General features: G+C 66.4%; 23 protein-coding genes. 17 read left to right on the forward strand and 6 right to left on the reverse strand.

Translation table 11 applies throughout. The features are described 5' to 3' along the window. The first annotated feature begins 84 nt into the window (after positions 1–84). Together LPW26_RS12465 and LPW26_RS12470 are read left to right on the forward strand one after the other, a co-directional pair. The gene (locus LPW26_RS12465) at positions 85–846 is read left to right on the forward strand and encodes a crotonase/enoyl-CoA hydratase family protein (RefSeq protein WP_238735604.1); all 762 of its coding nucleotides are present in this window, start codon (positions 85–87) and stop codon (positions 844–846) included. Positions 847–959: 113 nt separating this feature from the next. Then, positions 960–1,742, forward strand: a complete 783-nt coding sequence (locus tag LPW26_RS12470; protein WP_238735606.1) for an IclR family transcriptional regulator — start codon at positions 960–962, stop codon at positions 1,740–1,742. Between the two features lies 1 nt (position 1,743). On the opposite strand, the gene LPW26_RS12475 is transcribed toward LPW26_RS12470, so the two are convergent. The 4 genes from LPW26_RS12475 to LPW26_RS12490 all read right to left on the reverse strand — a co-directional run bounded on the left by LPW26_RS12475 (position 1,744) and on the right by LPW26_RS12490 (position 5,839). Then, positions 1,744–2,508: an SDR family NAD(P)-dependent oxidoreductase gene (locus tag LPW26_RS12475; RefSeq protein ID WP_238735608.1), complete on the reverse strand. Its 765-nt coding sequence runs from the start codon at positions 2,506–2,508 to the stop codon at positions 1,744–1,746. Then, positions 2,505–3,749 (reverse strand): ABC transporter substrate-binding protein, encoded by a 1,245-nt coding sequence (locus LPW26_RS12480; protein WP_238735609.1) that lies wholly within the window; start codon positions 3,747–3,749, stop codon positions 2,505–2,507. Before LPW26_RS12480 ends, LPW26_RS12475 begins: the two co-directional genes overlap by 4 nt. A 91-nt stretch (positions 3,750–3,840) precedes the next feature. Further along, entirely contained in the window at positions 3,841–4,632 is a 792-nt protein-coding gene (locus LPW26_RS12485; protein ID WP_238735610.1) for an acetoacetate decarboxylase family protein, read from the reverse strand. Between the two features lie 694 nt (positions 4,633–5,326). Continuing rightward, the gene (locus LPW26_RS12490; RefSeq protein WP_238735611.1) at positions 5,327–5,839 is read right to left on the reverse strand and encodes a hypothetical protein; all 513 of its coding nucleotides are present in this window, start codon (positions 5,837–5,839) and stop codon (positions 5,327–5,329) included. A gap of 210 nt (positions 5,840–6,049) precedes the next feature. Between LPW26_RS12490 and LPW26_RS12495 the strand changes: the two genes are divergently transcribed. From LPW26_RS12495 to LPW26_RS12530, 8 genes are all read left to right on the forward strand, one after another. Next, positions 6,050–7,750: a bifunctional metallophosphatase/5'-nucleotidase gene (locus tag LPW26_RS12495; RefSeq protein WP_238735613.1), complete on the forward strand. Its 1,701-nt coding sequence runs from the start codon at positions 6,050–6,052 to the stop codon at positions 7,748–7,750. Between the two features lie 112 nt (positions 7,751–7,862). Beyond that, positions 7,863–8,792, forward strand: a complete 930-nt coding sequence (locus LPW26_RS12500) for a histone deacetylase family protein (RefSeq protein WP_238735615.1) — start codon at positions 7,863–7,865, stop codon at positions 8,790–8,792. 65 nt (positions 8,793–8,857) lie between these two features. Beyond that, a complete protein-coding gene (locus LPW26_RS12505; protein ID WP_238735617.1) occupies positions 8,858–9,106 on the forward strand; it encodes an exodeoxyribonuclease VII small subunit in 249 nt (82 codons plus the stop codon). A gap of 461 nt (positions 9,107–9,567) precedes the next feature. Then, positions 9,568–11,484, forward strand: coding sequence for a 1-deoxy-D-xylulose-5-phosphate synthase (dxs, locus tag LPW26_RS12510; RefSeq protein ID WP_238735670.1), 1,917 nt, complete (start codon positions 9,568–9,570; stop codon positions 11,482–11,484). A gap of 276 nt (positions 11,485–11,760) precedes the next feature. Beyond that, on the forward strand, positions 11,761–12,321 hold the full coding sequence (locus tag LPW26_RS12515) for a nucleoside 2-deoxyribosyltransferase (RefSeq protein ID WP_238735618.1): 561 nt from the start codon (positions 11,761–11,763) through the stop codon (positions 12,319–12,321). Positions 12,322–12,323: 2 nt separating this feature from the next. Further along, a complete protein-coding gene (locus LPW26_RS12520) occupies positions 12,324–13,079 on the forward strand; it encodes a TlyA family RNA methyltransferase (protein WP_238735620.1) in 756 nt (251 codons plus the stop codon). A gap of 48 nt (positions 13,080–13,127) precedes the next feature. After that, positions 13,128–14,543 (forward strand): MATE family efflux transporter, encoded by a 1,416-nt coding sequence (locus LPW26_RS12525; protein ID WP_238735622.1) that lies wholly within the window; start codon positions 13,128–13,130, stop codon positions 14,541–14,543. A 63-nt stretch (positions 14,544–14,606) separates the two neighbouring features. Next, on the forward strand, positions 14,607–15,845 hold the full coding sequence (locus LPW26_RS12530; RefSeq protein ID WP_238735623.1) for a class I SAM-dependent RNA methyltransferase: 1,239 nt from the start codon (positions 14,607–14,609) through the stop codon (positions 15,843–15,845). Between the two features lie 291 nt (positions 15,846–16,136). Here LPW26_RS12530 and LPW26_RS12535 read toward each other — a convergent pair whose 3' ends face one another. Together LPW26_RS12535 and LPW26_RS12540 are read right to left on the reverse strand one after the other, a co-directional pair. After that, positions 16,137–16,547, reverse strand: coding sequence for a cell division protein ZapA (locus LPW26_RS12535; RefSeq protein ID WP_238735624.1), 411 nt, complete (start codon positions 16,545–16,547; stop codon positions 16,137–16,139). Then, complete coding sequence (locus LPW26_RS12540) at positions 16,544–16,873, reverse strand: DUF4164 domain-containing protein (RefSeq protein ID WP_238735625.1); 330 nt, start codon at positions 16,871–16,873, stop codon at positions 16,544–16,546. Before LPW26_RS12540 ends, LPW26_RS12535 begins: the two co-directional genes overlap by 4 nt. 357 nt (positions 16,874–17,230) lie before the next feature. Here LPW26_RS12540 and tkt point away from each other — a divergent pair, with 357 nt between their 5' ends. From tkt to LPW26_RS12575, 7 genes are all read left to right on the forward strand, one after another. After that, the gene (tkt, locus tag LPW26_RS12545; protein WP_238735627.1) at positions 17,231–19,219 is read left to right on the forward strand and encodes a transketolase; all 1,989 of its coding nucleotides are present in this window, start codon (positions 17,231–17,233) and stop codon (positions 19,217–19,219) included. A gap of 129 nt (positions 19,220–19,348) precedes the next feature. Further along, a complete protein-coding gene (gene gap / locus LPW26_RS12550) occupies positions 19,349–20,356 on the forward strand; it encodes a type I glyceraldehyde-3-phosphate dehydrogenase (protein ID WP_238735629.1) in 1,008 nt (335 codons plus the stop codon). Positions 20,357–20,531: 175 nt separating this feature from the next. Next, positions 20,532–21,728, forward strand: coding sequence for a phosphoglycerate kinase (locus tag LPW26_RS12555; RefSeq protein WP_238735631.1), 1,197 nt, complete (start codon positions 20,532–20,534; stop codon positions 21,726–21,728). Between the two features lie 95 nt (positions 21,729–21,823). After that, positions 21,824–22,108: an antitoxin MazE family protein gene (locus tag LPW26_RS12560; RefSeq protein WP_238735633.1), complete on the forward strand. Its 285-nt coding sequence runs from the start codon at positions 21,824–21,826 to the stop codon at positions 22,106–22,108. Further along, positions 22,105–22,428 (forward strand): type II toxin-antitoxin system PemK/MazF family toxin, encoded by a 324-nt coding sequence (locus LPW26_RS12565; protein ID WP_238735635.1) that lies wholly within the window; start codon positions 22,105–22,107, stop codon positions 22,426–22,428. The genes LPW26_RS12560 and LPW26_RS12565 overlap by 4 nt, the downstream gene beginning before the upstream one ends. A 62-nt stretch (positions 22,429–22,490) precedes the next feature. After that, a complete protein-coding gene (locus tag LPW26_RS12570; RefSeq protein ID WP_238735637.1) occupies positions 22,491–23,525 on the forward strand; it encodes a class I fructose-bisphosphate aldolase in 1,035 nt (344 codons plus the stop codon). 5 nt (positions 23,526–23,530) lie between these two features. Continuing rightward, entirely contained in the window at positions 23,531–24,208 is a 678-nt protein-coding gene (locus LPW26_RS12575) for a thiamine phosphate synthase (RefSeq protein WP_238735639.1), read from the forward strand.

The raw sequence follows: 24,208 nt of genomic DNA on the forward strand, positions 1-24,208 counted from the left end.
TCTGGCGCGCGCGGCGATCGTGTACAGTCGCCGCAAACGCGGCTGCCGTGACGGCAGTCCGGCGAGCGGGTTGGGGGAAAGTCCATGACGGAGCATCTGATCGTCACCGATGAGGACGCCACGCGCGTCATCACCATGCGCCGGCCGGAGAAGAAGAACGCGCTGACGCAGGACATGTATCGCGCGATGAGCGACGCGATCGACACCGCGCAGAACAATCCCGCCATCCGCTGCCTGATCATCACCGGCGGCTCCGGCGTGTTCACCGCCGGCAACGATCTCGACGATTTTCTCAAGGCCGGCACCGACAGCAGCGGCGCGGCGCGCGCCAACAACGCCACCAAATTTCTCTATTCGCTGGCCCACAATGTGAAGCCGATCATCGCGGCGGTCGACGGCATCGCCATCGGCATCGGCACCACGCTGCTGTTTCACTGCGACTACGTGCTGGCCTCGACCAGCGCGACATTCTCGACGCCGTTCATCCAGCTCGGCCTGGTGCCGGAGGGCGCCTCCAGCCTGCTGGCGCCGCGCACCATGGGCCACCAGCGCGCCTTCGGCATGCTGGTGATGGGCCACAAGGTGAGCGCCGAACAGGCGCGCGAAGCCGGCTTCGTCAACGCCGTGGTGGCGCCCGGCCACACCGAGGAAGAAGCCCGCAAGGCCGCCCGCGAACTCTGCGCCCTGCCGGCCGAAGCCGTCGCAATCTCGCGCAAGCTGCTGCGCCCGCCGCCGGACGAAATCGTCCGCCGCATCGATCAGGAGAGTCATCTGTTCGGCGAACGCATGAAGTCGCAGGAAGCGGTGAGCGCGTTTCAGCGATTTTTTCAGAGGAAGCGGAGCTGAGAGCCGGATGGGAGCGCGGAAACTTCACGTGAGACGACCACACGGAATCGGCCGGCCGTCACTCCACGCGTCGATCGCATCCAACCTCCCCCCTCAGCCCTGACCCACGCCGTATGACCAAGCCGGAAGCAAAGAGCCAGCCGACCGCGCCCGCGCTCGAGAAGGGGCTGGATCTGCTGGAAGCGCTGGCCACCGAATCGCGCGGCCTGACGCAGCGGCAGTTAGCAGAGCGGGTCGGCCGCTCGGTCAGCGAGATCTTTCGCATGCTGGTGGCTCTGGAGCGGCGCGGTTACGTCGCCCGCGATCCGTCGACCGGCGAATACGCTCTGACGCTGAAGCTGTTTCGCATCGCCTCACAACATCCGCCGACCGAGCGACTGCTCAAATCGGCGCTGCCGGTGATGGAGCAACTCGCTGCCAAGGTTCAGCTGTCGTGTCACATCACCGTGCTGCACGGCGAGCAGTTCATGGTGATCGCGCGGATCGAACCGGAATGGCTGATGGGCTGGTCGGTGAAGGCCGGTACGGTGTTTCCGCTGTCGCAGCAATATCCGTCCGCCAAGGTGCTGGCCGCATTTCAACTACCCGGCCGCCGCGACGAACTCGCCAAGGTGATCGCCGACAATGATCACGTCAGCCTGCGCAAAGCGCTCGCCGCGCTCGACCGGATCTCCGCCGAGGGCGGCAATTTCTCGAACGACGACGGCTACACGCGGATCCTGGCCTATTGCTGTCCGATCATCGACTCCACCGGCCGCGCCGTGGCGGCGCTGACCGTGCCGCTGGTGCGCCAGGATCAAATCCCGAAAGCCGAGGCCGCGGCGATCGCAGCCGAGCTTCGCGCCGCTGCCGCCGCGCTGTCGGAACGGATCGGCGGCCTCGCCGGGGGCTCCTGAACTAAGCCACCGTGATCCCGGCATCGACCACCCAGGCGGCGCCGTGGACGTGGCGGGTCTGGTTGGACGCCAGCAGGGCAACGACGGCGGCTACGTCGTCCGGATGACCGTAGGGCGCCGATCCTGCGCGGGCCAGCGAGCTACCATCGGCCCCGGCCTGCCTGTTGAGTTCGCGGATCATCCTGGATTCGATCGGCCCGGGCAGCACGGCGTTGACGCGGATCGCGCTGCCGATCAGTTCGAGCGCGGCGGTGCGGGTCAGGCCGAGCACGGCGTGCTTCGATGCGACGTAGCCGGCAAGCCCGGCGCGGCCCCGAATGGCCGAGGTCGAGGCGGTGTTGATGATCGCGCCCTGCCCGCGCTGCCGCATCCGCGGGATCACGAACTTCAGCCCGAGAAAAATCCCCCTGACGTTGACCCGCATGACGCGATCGAACATCTCGGCCGGATAGTCCTCGAGCGGCGCCACCACGCCTTCGATGCCGGCATTATTGGCGAAGATGCCGATCGGGCCGAGCTTCTGCTCGGCCGCCTCCACATAGCCGGCCGCATCGGCCTCGTCGGACACATCGGCGCGGATCGCGAGCGCGCGGCGGCCGAGAGCTTCGACTGCCGCGGCGGTCTCTTCCGCTGCGGCGAGATCGAGATCGACCACCGCGACCGCCTCAGCGGTCTCCGCCAGGCGAAGCGCGATCGCCCGGCCGATCTCGCCACCGCCGCCGGTGACCAGCGCTATGGTGTGGCTGCTTGCGACCGCGGCGGTCATGACTTGACGAAGTCACAGCCTCCGTCCTGAAGCGGCCGCCAGGCCTCCTCGGGCGGAATGGTCTTGACCAGCTTGTAATAGTCCCACGGATATTTGGATTCCGCCGGCTTCTTCACCTCGAACAGATACATGTTGTGCAGCTTGCGGCCGTCCGCCCGGATGCTGCCCTTGCCGAACAGCGGATCGTCGGTCGGCAGCGCCTTCATCTTCTCGATCACCGCCTTGCCGTCGCTGGAGGCGCCGAGTGCATCGACCGCTTTGAGATAGTGCAGCGTGGCGCCGTAAGCGCCCGCCTGCAGCGCAGTCGGATAGCGGCCGCTGTTGCGGTCCGCGAAACGCTTGGACCAGGTCCGGGTGCCGTCGTTCAGGTCCCAATAGAACGACTCGGCGAACTGCAGCCCCTGCGCGACATTCAGTCCGAGCGAATGCACGTCGCTGAGATACAGCACCATCGCCACCACGCGCTGGTCGCTCTGGGTGATGCCGAATTCGACCGCCTGCTTGATCGACGTGATGGTGTCGCCGCCGGCATTGATCAGCGCGATCACCTGCGACTTGGAGGCCTGGGCCTGCAGCAGGAACGACGAAAAGTCCTGAGTATTGATCGGCACCCGCACGCCGCCGACCACCGAGCCGCCCTGCTGCGCGACGATCCGCCGGATGTCCTGCTCCATGGCGTGCCCGAACGCGTAGTCCGCGGTGAGCGCGAACCAGGTCTTGCCGCCCTCGGCCACCACGGCGCGGGCGGAGCCGGTCGTCAGCCCGTAGGTGTCGTAGGTCCAATGCACGAGGTTCGGCGAGCAGCTCTTGCCGGTGAGATCCGACGAAGACGATGCGGTCACCAGCATCGCTTTGTTCTTCTGCTGCACGATATTGCGCACCGCGAGCGCGACGGCCGAATTGGGCAGATCGACCACCACGTCGACGCCGCCGCGATCGATCCACTCCCGCGCGATGTTGGCGCCGAGATCGGCCTTGTTCATATGGTCGCCGCTGATCACTTCGATCGGGCGCTTGGACTGCCGCGGGCCGGCGAGAAAGTCCTCGACCGCCAGCTTGGCGGCCGCAACCGAGCCCGGCCCCGTGGTGTCGGCATAGAGGCTCGACATATCCGTCAGCACGCCCAGCCGCAGCGGCGCGTCGTCCGCGGCCGCGGCCCTCAGGCCGCCGGCTGCGAGTGTGAGTCCCCCTGCCCCCGCCAGAAAGCGACGGCGGTTGATCGGCCAAACCGCATTGGTCATCCTAAACCTCCCTGTGCCGGCGCTTGATCCGCGCCGGCTTGATACGGCCCGCAGCTACTTGGGCTGCGGGTCTCGTGTACGAAATCGGCCGTTATGGAATCAGTCGTTCGAGCAGGCGGCGATCCTCGACCTCGAATCCGCCGCCATAGACGTCCGACACCATGAAGTGCGCGCCGAGAATCTCCGGCTGCAGATCGGCGATCGGGTCGTAGATGCTCGGATGCAACGTCATCGACGCACGGCCGGGCTTCGGCACCGAATATTTCAGCGGCGTCCGCCGATAGGCGACATCCGCATAGGCCGTCTCCAGCCGCTCCGGATGCGGCAGGCGGCGGACGTGGATCTCGCCGGCCGGCAACTCATCGCCATCGACGATGCGCACCGTCGGCGCTGCCGCATCGGGCGTGAAGCTGAATTCGGCGAGCGGAATCCGGCGCCGCGTCACCGATCCGACGATCGAGCCGTCCGGCCGCTCCTCGAACGTGTAGTTGGCGTCCTTCTTGGTGTAGCCGAACACTTCGCGCCCGGCACAGATGCCCATCGGATCGCTGCAATACATGAAGATGTGAGTCTCGGTGAACAGATCCTTGTAGCGCACCGCGACGCTGATCATCAGGTCGAACATCTCGCCCGAATGGATCGCAAGCGAATGGCCCGGAGAGGTCATGAAACGGAACGCGACGCGGTCGTTGACCAGTTCGAACGGCGTATCGGCCAGCAGCGTCTGCAGCTTCGCGCGATCGACGCGCGTCATGATCTCGACGGTGCGCAGCGTGCAGCCCCATTCGACCGGATAAGCGGGCGAATAGGGCGGATTGACGCCGCTGTTCGGCTTCAGCTGGTAATCGCCGAACATCCGGCGGGCGTTTTCAACGTCGGTCACAGGGGCTCTTTCTCTGCAGGTCACGATGGCGGCTCGAGACGGCGCGTGCCGAGACCAGCCGTGGATCGCTCACACAGCGACCAAGCGAGGGCTCGCGCGGTAAGGCGACAATCCCGACGAGGATCGCAACCGGCAGCCTTGAGCGTTCCATATATGATTTTATCATTGCATATATGAAATAGGCGAACCGGAGCGATGTCAAGCGACGCGCGGGCGCGTCGATCCCGGCAGCCCTCGTCATGCCGAGAATCGGGCTCAGAATTCGAACTGAATTCCCGGCGACTTTCTCAATCACTGAGTGTGCTCAGAAACTCCGTAATGGCCGGGCTGTCCCGCCTGCGGGGCCAAAGCCCCTTCGGCGCGGCGAAGGCCCAGCCATCCACGCCTTTGATGCGTTTGCGGCAGCAAGACGTGGATGCCCGGCACAAGGCCGGGCATGACGGGTGGAGACGAATGTGGCTGATTTCAAAGGGTGTATTTCCGGTCCGGCACTGAAGTGCCCGCTGGCCGCGCTGCGGCGGGCCTGGAACGATGGGCCAAACGCCTTGGCCGCATCCTTCGAGGCGCGCTGCGCGCGCGCCTCGGGATGACGACTCTACACTTGAGGAGACGACGTCGCTTCAAGCAGTCGATGAAGAGGTGTGGGTGTGATGATGAGAGGCGATGCTGCGGCGATTGCTGAAGCCGTAGCGAGCTACTTCTTCCTCACCCCGAATACCTGATCGGCGAACGGATTCATCTCCGGGGTCTTCAGTTCGATGAAGCCGAGCTTCAGCTCCCGGTGGCAGGAATTGCACCCCGCTGTTAGTTCGCCATAGGCTTTGACGAACGCCTTGCTGTCTTGCGCGGCGATGGCGGCCGTCACCGCGTCGATCGGTTTGGCCATGGTGGTGACGTCGCTGACCGGGAGGCTGTCGTACAGCGAGGCGGCTTCTTGCAGGCGGGCTTTGATCTGGCGGGTCTGGTAGGCGGCGAGTTTCCAGTTTGCCGTGACGCCGGCGAACCACAGTTTGATGTGGCGTGCCTGCGTGGCCTCCATCAAATCCGCGAGCCGCGGGTTGCCCGGCCTGGTGGCGTCGGCCGGGATCTGTTGGGCTTGCGGCTGCTGCGGCGGGCTCTGCTGCGCGCTGGTCGGCAAGATCGCGGCGAGCGCAGACGCGCAGATCAGGGGAGTGGCGAGAAGGAGCGTGATCGGCTTCGGGCGCATGCATCACCTGTTTCGGAAAGCGCGCCGGGCGGCGCGGCGCGACCCAGCCAGATCACCACGCCGCTTTCGCCGGCGTTTTGCGATTCCTCAATTTTGGGCCGGATGTGGTATTCAGCGGCGCTTGGCCGCGCGCGCCCCGCGCAACAAACCGGTTGCCAGCGCCGTCTTCCTGAGCGATTCCCGCGCCGACCGCAGCCAACCGGACCCTCAATGACCTGCCGCCCGCTTCGTCTCGCCCTCCTCGCGCCCGCCCTTCTCGCGCCGACCTTGGCGCTGACGCTCGCTTGTTCGCCGCTGCTGGCCGGGGACACGCCCGCTCCGGTCGATGTGCGCATCCTGGCGATCAACGACTTCCACGGTTATCTGCAACCGCCGTCCGGCGGCCTCGTCACCATCGACCCCACCGACCCGGCCAAGACCGTCCACGTGCCGGCTGGCGGCGCCGAGCACATGGCAACGCTGGTCAAGCAACTCCGCGACGGGCACCCCAACAGCATCTTCGTCGCCGCCGGCGACCTGATCGGCGCCAGCCCGTTTCTGTCGGCGATGTTTCACGACGAGCCGACGATCGAGTCGATGTCGCTGATGGGGTTGGCACTGTCGGCGGTCGGCAATCACGAATTCGACGAGGGCAAGACCGAGCTGCTGCGAATGCAGAATGGCGGCTGTCACCCGGTCGATGGCTGCATGGGTCCGCATCCGTTTACCGGCGCGAAATTCCAATACCTCGCGGCGTCGACGATCGAGACCGCGACCGGCAAGCCGATCCTGCCGCCTTATGCAATCCGCGAGTTTGGCGGTATTCCGGTCGCGTTCATCGGACTGACGCTGAAGGCGACGCCGACGATGGTGTCGCCGCCGGGCGTCGCCGGGCTGAAATTTCTCGATGAAGCCGACGCCGTCAATGCGCAGGTCGCCGAGCTGAAGGCGCGCGGCGTCGAGGCGATCGTGGTGCTGATCCACGAGGGCGGCTTTCCGAGCGGCGGTATGAACGAGTGTCCGGAAATCTCCGGGCCGATCGTCGAGATCGTCAGGAAGTTCGACAAGGCGGTCGACCTGGTGATCAGCGGCCACACCCACCGCGCCTACACCTGCACGATCGACGGCAGGCTCGTCACCAGCGGCGACAAATACGGCACGCTGGTCACCGCGATCGACCTCGTGCTCGATCCGGCGACGCGCGACATCGCCAGCGCCAAGGCCGACAACGTCATCGTGCGCACCACGCTGGCCAAAGATCCGGCGCAGACCGAGCTGATCCAGGCCTACAACAAGCTCGCCGGCCCGATCGCGGCGCGGCCGGCCGGCGCCGTCTCGTCGGCGCTGTCGCGGATGCCGAACGGCGCCGGCGAAAGCGCGCTCGGTAATCTCGTCGCCGATGCGCAGCTCGCCGCGACGCGCGATCCGGAGACCGGCGGCGCCGAGCTTGCGATCACCAATCCGGGCGGCCTGCGCGCCGATATCAACGGCGTGGCGCATGGCGAGCCGCCGTTCAAGGTGACGTTCGGCGATGTTTTTGCGGCGCAACCGTTCCGCAATCAGCTGGTGACGATGACGCTGAGCGGCGCGCAGCTGAAGGCGGCGCTGGAGTTGCAGTGGCAGGACCCGACGCGGCCGCGCATCCTGCAGGTGTCGAACGGATTCAGCTACGCGTGGGACAATACCGCCGGCCCGGGCCAGCGCATCCTCGCCGACCGCATGACGCTGAACGGCCGTCCGATCGCGCCGGATCGTAACTATCGCGTGACCGTGAATCAGTATCTGGCGTCCGGCGGCGACGGTTTTCTTCCATTCACGCAAGGTACCGACCGGCTCACCGGCGTTTACGACGTCGATGCGCTGTTCGGCTATTTCAAGGCGCACAGCCCGATCGCGCCGGCCGCCGCTGGGCGTATTTTGCGTTTGAATTAAGCCTGCGACGCGCTAAGCCTTAAGCGGCCCTTCCGTGCAACGCGTCGGGCACTTAAGTTCATTGATCAATATTGTCGTCTCTCCCCCGATCGGACGTTTCAGGCGCTCCCGAATGACCACGTTATTTCTGACCCATTCCGCGTGTCTCGAACATCATACGCCGGAGGGTCATCCCGAACGCGCCGAGCGGCTGATCGCCGTCAACAAGACGCTGACCGACGAGCGGTTCGCGACGCTGGCGCGCGGCGAAGCGCCGATCGGCTCGCTCGAACACATCGCGCTGTGCCACACCGATCACCACATCGTCGAGATGCGCCACATGTCGCCGTCGACCGGCATCGTCTATGTCGACGGTGATACGTCGATGTCGCCGGGTACGTTCGAAGCCGCGCTGCGCGGCGTCGGCGGCGCGGTGTCGGCGGTCGACGCGGTGATGAAGGGCACGGCCGCCAACGCCTTCGTGGCGACGCGTCCGCCCGGCCACCACGCCGAAGTCACCAAGCCGATGGGCTTCTGCTTCTTCGGCAACGCCGCGATCGCGGCACGCTACGCGCAGCGCAAATACGGCATCGAACGCGCCGCGGTGGTGGACTTCGACGTGCATCACGGCAACGGCACGCAGGATATCTTCTGGGGCGACCGCACCGTGATGTACTGCTCGACCCATCAGATGCCTCTGTTCCCCGGTACCGGCTCGGTCGGCGAGCGCGGCGAGCACGACAACATCGTCAACGCACCGCTGGCCTCCGAAGACGGCGGCAAGGAGTTCCGCCACGCCTTCGAGGCCGCGATCCTGCCGCAACTCGAACGCTTCGCGCCGGAACTGATCGTGATCTCGGCCGGCTTCGACGCCCATTACCGCGACCCGCTGGCGAGCCTCAACCTGAAGGCCGAGGACTTTGCCTGGGTGACCCAGAAGCTGATGGACGTCGCCGACAGGACCGCCGGGGGGCGCATTGTCTCGGTGCTCGAGGGCGGGTATGACTTGCAGGGCCTGAGTGAATCGGTCGCCGCCCATGTCGGCGCCCTGATGGGCGCCTGAGCGGCGCCCCCCGGCCTCACCGCCCCCCATTGCCGCCGGCTGCGCGGCGCATCCAGGAGCCGCCGATGGCCGACGCCCCCGCCGATGTCAAAAAGTTGAGCTTCGAGCGCGCGATCGAGGAACTCGAGACGATCGTGAAGCGACTCGAGGACGGCAAGGTTCCGCTCGAGGAGTCGGTGGCGATTTACGAACGTGGAGAAGCCCTTAAGCGGCGCTGCGAGGACCTGCTGCGGCAGGCGGAGGCCCGGGTCGACAAGATCACGACCGATGCCAGCGGCCAAGCCAGCGGAACCGAACCGCTCGACGTCCAATAATCCTATTCAGCAAATCGACAGCTTTCCGGGTGTCATCTGGTGCCTCGGCACCCTACATCGAACCCAAGCGACCGTGACCGACACACAACAGTATGGTCACAAAGATCGCTGGATCGATCCTCTTGGGCGAAAGTTTATGCAGGCTGGCCAAGCCCTGGGCAGGCCCTGATTGGCTTTGGATTAGAGTTTGTGTAAGGGTATGAGCTTATGCGCCGAGCGTGACACTTGGCTGACGGCCGGTGTCAAGTTCGGTGGACGTATGCTGCCGCACTGAGTTGATCCAGATTTGGGTGATCCAGATCACTTCGACGGATTGGAGCGCCAGCTGTGCTTCGATCGTTGATTGCTCCTGAGCAGGGAGGCGGAAGCCTGGTGGGCTCCGCAGACAGGATAAGTTCGGACCATTCGTCGCGGGCCTCACCAGCCCCATAGTTAAGACTGGGATTATAGCCGTGACCGAATTGAGTAAGACGCCGCTTCTCGACACCATCCGCACGCCGGAAGATCTCCGCAAGCTCCGAATCGATCAGGTTCGCCAGGTTGCCGATGAATTGCGGCAGGAAACCATTGATGCGGTCTCGGTCACGGGCGGTCATTTCGGCGCCGGTCTCGGCGTGGTCGAGCTGACCACCGCCATACATTATGTGTTCGACACCCCGCGCGACCGCCTGATCTGGGACGTCGGCCATCAGGCCTATCCGCACAAGATCCTGACCGGCCGCCGCGACCGCATCCGCACGCTGCGCACCCCGGGCGGCCTGTCGGGCTTCGCCAAGCGCACCGAGAGCGACTACGATCCGTTCGGCGCCGGCCATTCCTCGACCTCGATCTCGGCCGGCCTCGGCATGGCGGTCGCCAGCGAGCTGTCGGGCGTCAAGAACAACGTCATCGCGGTGATCGGCGACGGCTCGATCTCGGCCGGCATGGCCTATGAGGCGATGAACAACGCCGGCGCGATGAACTCGCGGCTGATCGTGATCCTCAACGACAACAACATGTCGATCGCCCCGCCGGTCGGCGCGATGTCGTCGTATCTGTCGCGGCTGTATTCGGGCAAGACCTATCGGTCACTGCGCGAGGCCGGCAAGCAGATCGGCAAGCATCTGCCCAAGGTGATCGCCGACCGCGCCGCGCGCGCCGAGGAATATTCCCGCGGCTTCATGATGGGCGGCGGTACGCTGTTCGAGGAACTCGGCTTCTACTATGTCGGCCCGATCGACGGCCACAACCTCGACCACCTGCTGCCGATCCTGCAGAACGTCCGCGACGCCGATGCGGGTCCGTTCCTGATCCACGTCGTCACCCAGAAGGGCAAGGGCTACGGCCCGGCCGAAGCTGCGGCCGACAAGTATCACGCCGTGGTCAAGTTCGACATCGCGACCGGCGCGCAGTCCAAGGCGAAGTCGAACGCGCCGTCGTACCAGAACGTGTTCGGCCAGAGCCTCGTCAAGGAAGCCGAGAAGGACGACAAGATCGTCGGCATCACCGCCGCGATGCCGTCCGGCACCGGCATCGACATCTTCGAAAAGACGTTCCCGAAGCGGACCTTCGACGTCGGCATCGCCGAACAGCACGCGGTGACGTTCGCGGCCGGCCTCGCCACCGAGGGCTACAAGCCGTTCTGCGCGATCTATTCGACCTTCCTGCAGCGCGCCTACGACCAGATCGTGCACGACGTCTGCATCCAGAACCTGCCGGTCCGCTTCGCGATCGACCGCGCCGGCCTGGTCGGCGCCGACGGCGCCACCCACGCTGGCTCGTTCGACAACGCCTATCTGGGCTGCCTGCCGAACATCGTGATCATGGCCGCCTCCGACGAGGCCGAGCTTGTCCACATGGTGGCCACGCAGGTCGCGCTCAACGACCGCCCGAGCGCGGTGCGCTATCCGCGCGGCGAAGGCCGCGGCGTCGAGATGCCGGACGTCGGCATTCCGCTGGAAATCGGCAAGGGCCGCATCGTCCGTCAGGGCAACAAGGTCGCGCTGCTGTCGTTCGGCACCCGTCTGGCCGAGTGCGAGAAGGCCGCCGAAGAGCTGGCGACGCTCGGCCTGTCGACCACCGTCGCCGACGCGCGCTTCATGAAGCCGCTCGACCTCGACATGATCCTGAAGCTCGCCAACGACCACGAGATCCTGCTCACCATCGAGGAAGGCTCGATCGGCGGCTTCGGCAGCCATGTGATGCAGGCGCTGGCCGAGCACGGCAAGCTCGACGGCGACGTGAAGATGCGCTCGATGGTGCTGCCCGACGTCTTCCTCGACCACGACACCCCCGCCGCGATGTACGCCCGCGCCGGCCTCGACGCCAAGGCGATCGTCAAGAAGGTGTTCGAGACGCTGGGCAAGGACGTCGCGGCCGAGACGTCGAAGCTGGCGTAAGCTCCGACACGATCGGCTTTGCGGAGATTTTGACGGCTGCACCGAGCTCCTCGCCACCCTCCCCTGGAGGGGAGGGTCGGCGCGTAGCCCGCATAGCGGGATGCGCGACGGGGTGGGGTGAGCCGCGAGCACTGCGGATGAACTCTTCGCCACCCCGCTCGCTGCGCGAGCGCCCCTCCCCCTCCAGGGGAGGGTGATCCACGCAGCGACCGCAAGTTTTCACCTACGATCGCCCTGCCGCCGCAATGGGAGAAGTGAATTCGCCTTCACCCGACCATGAACATCTACCTCGCCGGCCCCGACGTCTTCCTGCCCGATGCGCTCGAGATCGGCGGACGCAAGGCTGAGCTCTGCGCGCGCTATGGGATGACCGGACTGTTCCCGCTCGACAACGCCGTCGCGCTCGCGGCGCATGATGCGTCGCTGCAGATCTTTCGCGGCAACGAGGCGATGATGCACGAGGCGGATGCGATCATCGCCAACCTCACACCGTTTCGCGGGCCGAGTGCCGATGCCGGCACGGTCTATGAGCTCGGCTACATGGCTGGCCGCGCCAAGCTGGTGCTGGGCTATTCGAACGATCCGGCCAACTACGTCGACCGCGTCCGGCGCTTCAAGACGATCACCGACCGGGGCGGCCTGCTGTTCGGCGCCGACGGGCTCGCGGTCGAGGATTTCGGCCTCGCCGACAATTTGATGCTGATCCATTGCCTGGAGCTGCACGGCGCGCCGCTGGTGACGCCGCGCACAGCGCCCGCCGATCTCTGGCACGATCTTGCAGCATTCGAGACCTGCGTGCGCATCGCCGCGCAGCGGCTGCTGCCGCAGGCGAACTGATCATGGCCAAATCGCCCGACTCCAAGCCCCCCGACTCCCCGCCCCGCAAGCGCGCCGATGTGGTGCTGGTCGAGCGCGGGCTGTTCGAAAGCCGGGCGCGAGCGCAGGCGGCGATCGAGGCCGGGCTGGTGTTCGCGGACGGCAAGCAGGTCACCAAAGTGTCGGAACCGATCGCGCTCGACGCGGCCTTGCAGGCCGAGCCGGCGCATCCCTGGGTGTCGCGCGGCGGCGTCAAGCTGGCGGGCGCGCTGGAGCGCTACCCGATCGAGATCGAAGACCACGTCTGTCTCGACGTCGGCTCCTCGACCGGCGGTTTCACCGAGGTGTTGCTGGCCGAGGGCGCGGCGCTGGTGTTCGCGGTCGATGTCGGCCGCGACCAGTTGCATCCGTCGCTGCGCGGGCATGCGAAGATCGTGTCGATGGAATCCACCGACATCCGCAGCCTCGAAGGCAAGCGGCTGCCGGCGCGGCCGGACGTGGTGGTGATCGATGCCAGCTTCATCTCGCTGAAGCTGGTGCTGCCCGCGGCGCTGTCGCTCGCGGCCGCGCCGATGAGCCTGCTGGCGCTGATCAAGCCGCAATTCGAGGTGCCGTCGAAGCGCGGCATCGTTCGCGATGCCGCGGCGCATCGCGCGGTGTGCGACGACATCACCGCCTACGCCGCCTCGCTCGGCTGCACCGACATCGAGGTATTCGCCTCGTCGATCGCAGGCGGCGACGGCAACACCGAGTTCTTCCTGGGAGCGCGCCGCGGCTGAGGCACGCCTCGCCGCTGCGAAAGTCTTACTCCCGCCGTAAGTTCGGCTATGGTGCGCGCCATGACCCACCCTGGTTCGGAAATCACCGCCGGCGCGTTTGCGCCGGCGAAATCGTCTGCGTGGCGAACGGAAGTTATCGAGACGCTGTGGCTCGCGGCGCCGATGGCGCTGACGCAGCTCGGCCAGATCGCCATGATGACCACCGACCTCGCGCTGATCGGGCGGCTCGGCGACCAGTCGGTCGCCGCTGCGGCGCTCGCCCATACGGTGTTGTTCGCGACGTTCACGATGGGACTGGGCCTGGTGTCGGCGGTGACGCCGCTGGCCGCGCAGGCGGTCGGCGCCCGCAATCCGCGTCAGGTGCGCGCGGCGCTGCGCGTCGGGCTATGGGCGACGGTGATCGCCGGCGTGCCGCTGACGCTCGGGCAATTGTTCGGCGAACAGATGCTGCTCGGGCTCGGCCAGGATCCCGGCACGGCAAAGCTCGCGGGCCTGTATCTCGACGGCCTCGCCTGGTCGCTGCTGCCGTCCTGGATCTTCATCGCGCTGCGCGGCTTCATGGGCGCGGTGAACCGGCCGGAGCCGGCGCTGTGGATCATGCTGGCGGCGATCCCGATCAATCTCGTGCTGGCTTACTGGCTGATCCATGGCGGCTTCGGCCTGCCGCAGCTTGGCATCTTCGGCGCCGGCCTCGCCACCGCGATCGTCGCGGTCGGAATGTGCGTGATCGCGGCGGTGGTGTGCGTCACGATGCGGCCGTTCCGGAAATATCGGGTGTTCGGCGAGTTGTGGCGTTTCGACCGGCCGCTGATGGGCCGGCTGCTGCATCTCGGCCTGCCGATCTCCGGCGCCTCCGTGCTCGAATACGGCGTGTTCGGCGCCGCGGCATTGCTGATGGGCAAGTTCGGCACCACCGCACTCGCCGCGCATCAGATCGCCCTGCAGATCGCCGCCATCATGTTCATGGTGCCGATGGGCATCTCGATCGCCGCCACCGTGCGGGTCGGGCACGCGATCGGCCGCGCCGATGCCGAGGGCGCGCACCGCGCCGGCTTCGCTGCGATCACCATCGGCTTCGTCTTCATGGCGGCGATGACGCTGCTGGTGGCGCTGACCCGGCACCAGATTCCAAACCTGTTCCTCGGCGACAGTGCGCAGTCGGCCGCCACCGCGGAGCTGACCGCGGCGCTGCTGATCGTCGGCGCCAGCTTCTTCATCGCCGATGGCCTGCAGGTGGTCGCCAACGGCGCGCTGCGCGGCCGTAACGACACCCGCGTGCCGCTGCTGTTCGCCATCCTGTGCTTCTGGGTGATCGCCTTCCCGAGCTGTTATCTGCTCGGCTTTCCCGGCGGGCTCGGCCCGTTCGGGGTCTGGATCGGCCTCGCGATCGGGCTTGTGGTGTACGCCGTGCTGCTGGTGTGGCGTTTCCATCTGCTGAGCCGGACCGCCGTGCCGAGTGCCTGACCGCGACGGCGATTTGTCGAGGCGCACAGGTGTAGGGCAGGCCGCAACGCGCTATACCGCGGCATGAACGAAGTTCTCAGGATCGATCACGTCGGACACCGCGGCGACGGCGTCAGCCACGCCGGCGGTGAAGCCATTTACGTGCCCTACGCGCTCGGCGGCGAGACGGTGGAGACGGCGCCGGTGGCGGGCCATCCGGATCGCCGCAAGCTGCTGCGCGTCGACGTGGCCAGCCCCGACCGGATCGGACCGTTCTGCCCGCATTTCGGTGTCTGCGGCGGCTGCGCCATCCAGCACTGGCAGGATGACGCCTATCGCGCCTGGAAGCGCAATCTGGTGATCGAGACGCTGGCGCAGGGCGGCATCGATTGCGCCGTCGAGCCGCTGATCGACGCCCACGGCGCCGGACGGCGCCGCATCACGCTGCACGCCCGCAAGGGCACCCACGACGTGCTCAAGGTCGGCTTCAGCGCCGCGGCCAGCCACGAAGTCGTGCCGATCGATGCCTGCCCGATCCTCGACCCGGCGCTGACCGGCGCCATCGAGGCGGCATGGGCGCTGGCCGAAGCGCTGACGGTGATCGGCAAGCCGCTCGACATCCAGGTCACCGCCGCGGAAAACGGCCTTGATGTGGATGTGCGCGGCTCCGGCCCGCTGCCGTCGAAGATGATCACGGCGCTGTCGAAGCTGGCCGAGCAGCATCGCCTGGCGCGGCTGACGCGGCACGGCGAACTGGTGCTGATGCGGATGCCGCCGACCGTGATGATCGGCACCGCGCGCGTGACGCTGCCGCCGGGTGCGTTCCTGCAAGCCACAGCGCTTGGCGAGCAGACGCTGGCCGAACTGGCGTTGGCGCAGATCAAGCGCACCAAGCTGATCGCCGACCTGTTCTGCGGCGTCGGCCCGTTCGCGCTGCGCCTCGCCACCAAGGCGCGGGTGATCGCCTATGACAGCGACGCACCAGCGGTGGGCGCACTGCAGAAGGCGGCGCAGACGACGTCGGGCTTGAAGCCGATCAAGGCGGAGCCCCGCGACCTATTCCGTCGCCCGCTGGCGCCGCCGGAGTTAGTTGATTTCGACGCCGTGCTGTTCGACCCGCCGCGCCAGGGAGCCCAGGCCCAGGCGACGCAACTCGCGGCCAGCAAGGTGCCGCTGATCATCGCGGTGTCGTGCAACGCGCAGACCTTCGCACGCGACGCGAAGCTGCTGATCGACGGCGGCTACCGGCTGGAAAAGGTCACGCCGGTCGATCAGTTCAAATACACGCCGCATGTCGAACTGGTGGCGGTGTTCCGGAAGTAACCACAGATCAAGGCCTCACCCCTCATGGTGAGGAGGCGCGCAGCGCCGTCTCGAACCATGAGGCGGCACGGCGGCCGTCGGAAGGCTGCAATCACTCGCGGCCCATCCTTCGAGACGCCCGGCTGAGCCGGGCTCATCAGGATGAGGTCGGTGCAGGTCGTCAGCAACTAACAACTCAACGCCGTCATTACGGGGCGCGGGCGGAGCCCGCGAACCCGGAATCTGAAACGTGCACAAACTCATCGAGATTCCGGGTTCGCGCTTCGCGCGCCCCGGAATGACGGAGGTAAACTACCCGATCGCAATCCCGCCGCCGATGGTGCGGTTCAGCGCTTGGGTGGTGCGTTCGATGCGTTCGGCGGCGCTGTTGAGGGCGGCGGCGACGGCGCGGTTGGTGGTGATGGTGCGCTCGACCGACTGGCTGCGGTCTTCGCGCAGCGAGTCGATTTCCTGCTGAAGCGCGGCGAGGCGGCAGTTCACGTCGAGCAGTTCGTCGGCCATCATCAGCGCCGCCATCACCGTGAGGCGCGCGTCGCCGATCTCGCCGAAGCGGCCGCGCAGGCTCTGGATGCGACTCTCGAGACTGTCGGCAAGGCCGAGCAGTTGCGGCTCCTGGCCCGGCTCGCACGCCATGCGATACTGGCGACCGTTGATGGTGACGTTGACGTGGTTGGCGGAGGCGGCCGCGTCCTTCGGATTCATGACGGCTCCTCCTCGGCGGACTCGGTTTCGAGCACGGCCCGAATGGTGCCGATCGCGGAATCGAGCCGCTGCGCGATTTCGCGATTGGCGCGCTCCAGCTTGCGGGTGCGCACCAGCGAGCCGTCGAGCTCGTCGGCCAGCCGCGAACGGTCGGCGCCGAGCGCCTGGATCCGCGACGCCAGTTCGTCCTCGTCGCGATCCGCCTCGGCGCGGCGCTCGACCGCGCCTTCCAACGCCTCAAGCGCCGCGGCAAGGCGGCGTGCGGCGGCGACGATCTCGGTTGGAGCCTGATCGGCGCTGATGGAACCGGCGGGACGGTCGGTCATGGTCGCGCGACTCTCGCAGCTTGACGCGCCCAAACAAAAAACAAGATTGGGCAAGCCCTTAGAGGACGAAATTTACGCAGCAAGGGAGCCGAGCGCAACGCTGCTGCGCGACTATGCACCACAAAGCACGGCCCTCGGGTTGATCCGAGGCCCGAGCCGTCGTGCATGCCTTGGTGCGCGCCTTGTTGGGTGCCTTCGTTGCGCGCCTTCGTGCCTGCCTTGGACTCGCCGGATCAGGGTGCTATGCCACCACGGCACCCGGTAATTTGGCCTCCTTGCGTGTCTGGCTGTGCCGGAGCGACACTGCACTCCGCACCGCGGAGGGCCGGCACACACACGATTTCAGGTGGTTACATCATGGCGAAGGTCGATCATTCCCGTATGGCGAACGCAATCCGGGCGTTGGCGATGGATGCGGTCGAAAAAGCCAAATCCGGCCATCCGGGCCTGCCAATGGGCGCCGCCGACGTCGCCACCGTGCTGTGGCGCGACTTCCTGAAGTTCGACGCGGCCGATGCGCATTGGCCGGATCGCGACCGCTTCATCCTCTCCGCCGGCCACGGCTCGATGCTGCTCTACGCGCTGCTGTACCTGACCGGCAACAAGGAGATGACGCTCGACCAGATCAAGAATTTCCGCCAGCTCGACTCGCGGACGCCGGGGCATCCGGAGAACTCGATCACCGACTCGGTCGAGACCACCACCGGCCCGCTCGGCCAGGGCGTGGCGTCGTCGGTCGGCACCGCGCTCGCGGAGCGGCTGCTCGCCGCCGAATTCGGCGACATCGTCGATCACTATACTTACGTGCTGTGCTCCGACGGCGACCTGATGGAAGGCGTCAGCCACGAGGCGATCGCGCTGGCCGGCCATCTCAAGCTGTCGAAGCTGATCTTCCTGTACGACGACAACGGCATCTCGATCGACGGGCCGCTGACGCTGACCGACAATGTCGACCAGGTGGCGCGCTTCCAGGCGCACGGCTGGAATTCGTTCCGGATCGACGGCCACGACCACAAGGCGATCGCCGACGCGATCAAGCAGGCGCAGGCCTCCGACCGCCCGACCATGATCGCCTGCAAGACCACGATCGGCTTCGGCGCGCCCACCCGCGCCGGCACCTCGAAGGCCCATGGCGAGCCGCTCGGCGCCGAAGAACTCGCCGGCGCCAAGAAGGCGCTGGGCTGGGATTACGGCCCGTTCGAGATTCCCGACGACGTGCTGAATGCCTGGCGCGAGGTCGGCAGCAAGGGCGCCAAGGCGCACGCCGACTGGCAGACCCGCTTCGAGGCGCTGCCGGCGGAGCAGCGCGGCGAATTCAAGCGCCGGGTGATCGACCGCAAGCGCCCCGCGGGCTTGGACGGCGCGATCCGCAAGCTCAAGGACAAGCTCGTCGACGAGCCGCAGACCATCGCCACCCGCAAGGCCAGCGAAGTTGCGCTCGAGGCGATCGTCCAGGTGGTGCCCGAGATGCTGCTCGGCTCGGCGGATCTCACACCGTCCAACAACACCCGCACCAAGCATGCCAAGGACGTCACGCCGGATGATTTCAGCGGGCGGTATATCCATTACGGCATCCGCGAAATGGGCATGGCGGCCGCGATGAACGGTATCGCGATGCATGGCGGCTTCGCGCCGGCCGGCGGCACCTTCATGTGCTTCGCCGACTACGCGCGTCCGTCGATGCGCATCGCGGCGCTGTCGCATGTGCCGGTGGTCTACATCATGACCCACGACTCGATCGGGCTCGGCGAAGACGGCCCGACCCATCAGCCGGTCGAACACCTCGCCTCGCTGCGGGCGATGCCGAACATGCGCGTATTCCGTCCCGCGGACCCGGTCGAGACCGCCGAGTGCTGGCAGCTCGCGCTGGAAAACACGCAGGGCCCGACCGTGCTGGCGCTGTCGCGGCAGAACCTGACGCCGGTGCGCACCACCAAATCGGACGAGAACCGCTGCGCCAAGGGCGGCTATGAGCTGGTGCCCGCGAACGGCAAGGCGCAGGTGACGATCTTCGCCACCGGCTCCGAGGTCGAGATCGCGGTCGCGGCGCAGAAGCTGCTGGCCGACAAGGGCGTCGCCGCCCGCGTCGTCTCGGTGCCATCGCTCGACCTGCTGCTGCAGCAGGACGCCGCGACCCGCAACGCGATCGTCGGCGACGCGCCCGTCAAGGTCGCGATCGAGGCCGCAGTGCGGTTCGGCTGGGATGCGATCATCGGGCCGGAGGGCGGCTTCGTCGGCATGACGGGCTTCGGCGCCAGCGCGCCCGCCAAGGAGCTCTACAAGCATTTCGGCATCACGGCCGAAGCGCTTGTCGAGGCCGCGACGAGCCGTCTCGCCGGCAAGTAAGGCTCTGGCGAGATTCGACAAATGAGCGCATTGCAACTGCGGTGCATTCAGGGCATGACACCGCGCAAGTACGGGGAGGCCCCCTCTCCCCATAACAATTGAGTATCATTGGCACCGAGGAGAAATTGGATGGCAGTCCGGGTCGCGATCAATGGGTTTGGCCGTATCGGCCGCAACGTTCTGCGGGCGATCTACGAGTCCGGCCGTAAGGACATCGAAGTCGTTGCGATCAACGATCTCGGTCCGGTCGAGACCAACGCCCATCTGCTGCGCTTCGACTCGGTGCACGGCCGCTTTCCGTTCGAAGTCAAGGTCGACGGCGACACCATCGATATCGGCCGCGGCAAGATCAAGGTGACGGCCGAGCGCGATCCTTCGAAGCTTCCCTACAAGGACGTCGGCGTCGACATCGCGCTGGAATGCACCGGCATCTTCACCGCGCGCGACAAGGCGGCTGCGCTGCTGACCGCCGGCGCCAAGCGCGTGCTGGTGTCTGCGCCGTCGGACGGCGCCGATGCGACCATCGTCTATGGCGTCAACCACGAGACGCTGACCAAGGATCACCTCGTCGTCTCGAACGGCTCGTGCACCACGAACTGTTTGGCCCCGGTCGCCAAGGTGCTGAACGACACCGTCGGCATCGAGACCGGCTTCATGACGACGATCCACGCCTATACCGGCGACCAGCCGACGCTGGACACGATGCACAAGGATCTCTACCGCGGCCGCGCCGCTGCGATGTCGATGATCCCGACCTCGACCGGCGCCGCAAAGGCGATCGGCCTGGTGCTGCCCGAACTGAAGGGCAAGCTCGACGGCGTCGCGATCCGCGTGCCGACCCCGAACGTCTCGGTGGTCGACCTCAAGATCATCGCCAAGAAGGCGACCACGAAGGAAGAGATCAACGACGCGATCAAGCGCGCCGCCGATCAGCAGCTCAAGGGCATCCTCGGCTACACCTTCGCGCCCAACGTCTCGATCGACTTCAACCACGATCCGCACTCGTCCACCTTCCACATGGACCAGACCAAGGTGCAGAACGGCACGCTGGTGCGGGTGATGTCCTGGTACGACAACGAATGGGGCTTCTCGAACCGCATGGCCGATACCGCCGTGGCGATGAGCAAGCTGATCTGACGATTTATTACTTGTGAACTCATGGATCGGGACGCGGGCTGTCGCCCGCTTCTCACCATGAGGACGATGACACGGCGCGAGGAGGTTTTCTCCTCGCCGCTTTCGAAACCCTCATCCTGAGCAGCCGAGCGCAGCGAGGCGTCTCGAAGGATGGGCCCCACGCACAGGGTTCATCATGACCAATTCATTCCGCACCCTCGATGACGTCGACGTCAAAGGCAAACGCGTCCTTCTGCGCGTGGATCTCAACGTGCCGATGGAAGCCGGCAAGGTCACCGACACGACGCGGCTCGACCGCGTGGCGCCGACCATCACGGAGATCGCCGGCAAGGGCGGCCGGGTGATCCTGCTGGCACATTTCGGCCGGCCGAAGGGGCACGACGACAAGAACTCGCTGAAGCCGGTCGCGGCCGCGCTCGCCGCGGTGATCAAGAAGCCCGTCGCTTTTGCCGAGGACTGCATCGGCGAGCCGGCAGCGACAGCAATCGCCGCGATGAAGGATGGTGACATCCTTTGCCTGGAAAACACCCGCTTCCATCCGGAAGAAGAGAAGAACGATCCGGCCTTCGTGGCCAAGCTCGCCGAGCTCGGCGACATCTGGGTCAATGACGCGTTTTCGGCCGCGCACCGCGCCCACGCCACCACCGAAGGCCTCGGCCACAAGCTGCCGGCCTATGCGGGCCGCACCATGCAGGCCGAACTGGTCGCGCTCGGCAAGGCGCTCGATGCGCCGACCAAGCCGGTGATCGCGATCGTCGGCGGCGCCAAGGTGTCGAGCAAGATCGACCTTTTGGAAAACCTCGTCACCAAGGTGCAGGCGCTGGTGATCGGCGGCGGCATGGCTAACACGTTCCTGCACGCCCAGGGCGTCAAGGTCGGCAAGTCGCTGTGCGAGAAGGACCTGGCCGAGACCGCGCTGCGGATCCTCAACAAGGCCGAAGCGGCGAACTGCGCCATCATCCTGCCGGTCGACGCCACGGTCGCGTATCACTTCGAGGCCTATGCGCCGTCGTTCGCTTACGGGCTCGACGCCATTCCGGCCGACGCCATGATCCTCGATGTCGGCCCGCGCTCGATCGAGCGTATCCATGCGGCGATCGACGATGCCGCCACGCTGGTCTGGAACGGCCCGGTCGGGGCGTTCGAGCTGACGCCGTTCGACAAGGGCACCGTCGAAGCCGCCAAGCATGCCGCCAAGCGCACCAAGGCCGGCAAGCTGATCTCGGTGGCGGGCGGCGGCGACACCGTCGCGGCGCTCAACCACGCCGGCGTGGCCGACGACTTCACCTACATCTCGACCGCCGGCGGCGCCTTCCTGGAGTGGATGGAAGGCAAGCCGCTGCCGGGCGTCGAGGTGCTGCGGGGGAAGTAAGGCCCGACCAAGCCGGCGCGCGAGCGCCGGCTTGCGGCCCCGCCGTCCGGAGCCTATGTTGCGTTACATGTAACGCTTCCGATGGAGCCATCCGGATGGACAGGAAGGTCGATAAGTCTGCCAAGACCAAGCGTCCGCCCGCAGTGCCCGGCGGCCCCGCAAACGGGCGCAGCGCCAGTGCCGAGCGCGTCCGCCGCCATCGCGAGAAGATGAAGGCGACAGGGCTCAAGCCAGTGACGATCTGGGTTCCGGAAGATTACAAGTCGCCAGAATTTCGGGCCGAGATCCGGCGGCAATGCCTCGTGCTCAAGAACGATCCCCACGAACGACAAATTCTTGCGGAAATTGAAGACTGGTACGACGCCGAAGGCTGGAAGTGACCCGAGGCGACGTCGTTCTGGTGGCGATGCAAGGCGACTACGGCAAACCCAGACCTGCCGTCGTCGTCCAGACTGAAGATTTCGAGGAGGTTCCTTCAGTCGCCGTCTTGCCGCTCACGACGGATTTGCGGGATGTCGCGGTGATCCGCATTGCGGTCGAGCCGAGCCCCGATAACGGCCTCCTGCAACTGTCGCAGATCATGGTGGACAAGATCACTGCTGTGGCGCGTCGTCGGGTCGGTCGGCGCATCGGCCGCCTCGCCCCCGACGAGATCAACGCGGTCAATCGCGCCCTCGCCATTTTCCTGGGCATTGTCTAAGACCTAGCGACCAGCCTGCCTCGCCGACAAAACCTAAAAAACACCCCAAAGGAGAGACATTGATGAACCTCGCCGACCTCAACAAGATCGCCCGGGCGATGGTCGCCCCCGGTAAGGGCATCCTCGCGGCCGACGAATCCTCCGGAACCATCAAGAAGCGCTTCGACGTGATCGGCGTGGAATCCACCGAAAACAACCGCCGCGACTATCGCGAGATGATGTTCCGCTCCCAGGAAGCGATGAGCCAGTACATCTCGGGCGTGATCCTGTACGACGAGACGATCTGGCAGAACGCCGCCGACGGCACCCCGCTGGTCAAGCTGATCGAGCAGGCCGGCAGCATTCCCGGCATCAAGGTCGACGAAGGCACCCAGAAGCTGCCGGGCTGCCCCGGCGAGACCATCACGGTCGGCCTCGACAAGCTCGCCGAGCGGCTCGACAAGTACTACAAGCAGGGCGCCCGCTTCGCGAAGTGGCGCGCGGTGATCGATATCGATTCCGCGAACGGCGTCCCGACCCATACGGCGATCATGACCAATGCGCATGCCCTGGCGCGCTACGCGGCGCTGTGCCAGCAGGCGCAGATCGTGCCGATCGTCGAGCCCGAAGTGCTGATGGACGGCTCCCATGATATCGACACCTGCTACCAGGTGACCGAATGGGTGCTGAAGGAGACCTTCCAGCAGCTGTACTTCCAGCGCGTCGCGCTCGAAGGCATGATCCTGAAGCCCAACATGGCGGTCGCCGGCAAGAAGTCGGCCAAGAAGGCCGACGTGCAGGAAGTCGCCGAGAAGACCGTGAAGCTCTTGAAGTCGTGCGTGCCGTCGGCGGTGCCGGGCATCGCGTTCCTGTCGGGCGGCCAGTCCGACGAGGAAGCCACCGCGCATCTCGACGCCATGAACAAGATCGGCGGCCTGCCCTGGGGCCTCACCTTTTCGTACGGCCGCGCCCTGCAGGCCGCGCCGCAGAAGGCGTGGTCAGGCAAGGTCGACAACGTCGCGGCCGGCCAGGCTGCGTTCACCCATCGGGCCAAGATGAACTCGCTCGCCAGCAAGGGCGAGTGGAGCGCGTCGCTCGAAAGCAAGAAGGCCGCATAAGCCAGATGGCCAAGCCTGCCCCGCCCCGCCCGGCGCCGCGCCTTTATCTCGCGACGCCGGTCCTGGATGATCCCGCTCCTATGCTGGCGGTTCTGCCGCGTCTGCTCGCCGCCGCCGATGTCGCGGCGGTGCTGCTGCGGCTCGCGCCGTCGGATCCGCGGACGCTGATCAGCCGGATCAAGGCGGTGGCAGGCGTGGTGCAGACGGCCGGCGCCGCGCTGCTGCTGGACGGCCATGCCGATCTGGTAGCGCGCGGCGGCGCCGACGGCGCGCATCTCAGCGGCATCGCCGCGATGCAGGAATGGCTGCCGCAATTGCAGCCGTCCCGCATCGCCGGGGTCGGCCACCTGGAAACGCGGCACGACTCGATGATGGCAGGCGAAGCCGGCGCCGACTATGTGCTGTTCGGCGAGCCGACCGACGACGGCACCCGGCCGTCGACAGAAGCGATTGCCGAGCGGCTGAACTGGTGGGCGGAGCTGTTCGAGCCGCCCTGCGTCGGCACCGCGACGTCGATCGACGAGGTCGAAGCCTTTGCGGCCGCGGGAGCGGATTTCGTCCTGGTGGGCGAATTCGTCTGGGAGGCTGCCGGAACCGAAGCAGCCGCCTTGGCGGAGGCCGAAGCCGCCCTGAAGCGCGGCTTCGCGATGGCCGGCGCCGCGCCGACGCCGGCCCAAGGATAA

Origin of the sequence: Rhodopseudomonas infernalis, from assembly GCF_022271405.1 — a bacterium.
GTDB lineage: Bacteria > Pseudomonadota > Alphaproteobacteria > Rhizobiales > Xanthobacteraceae > Rhodopseudomonas > Rhodopseudomonas infernalis.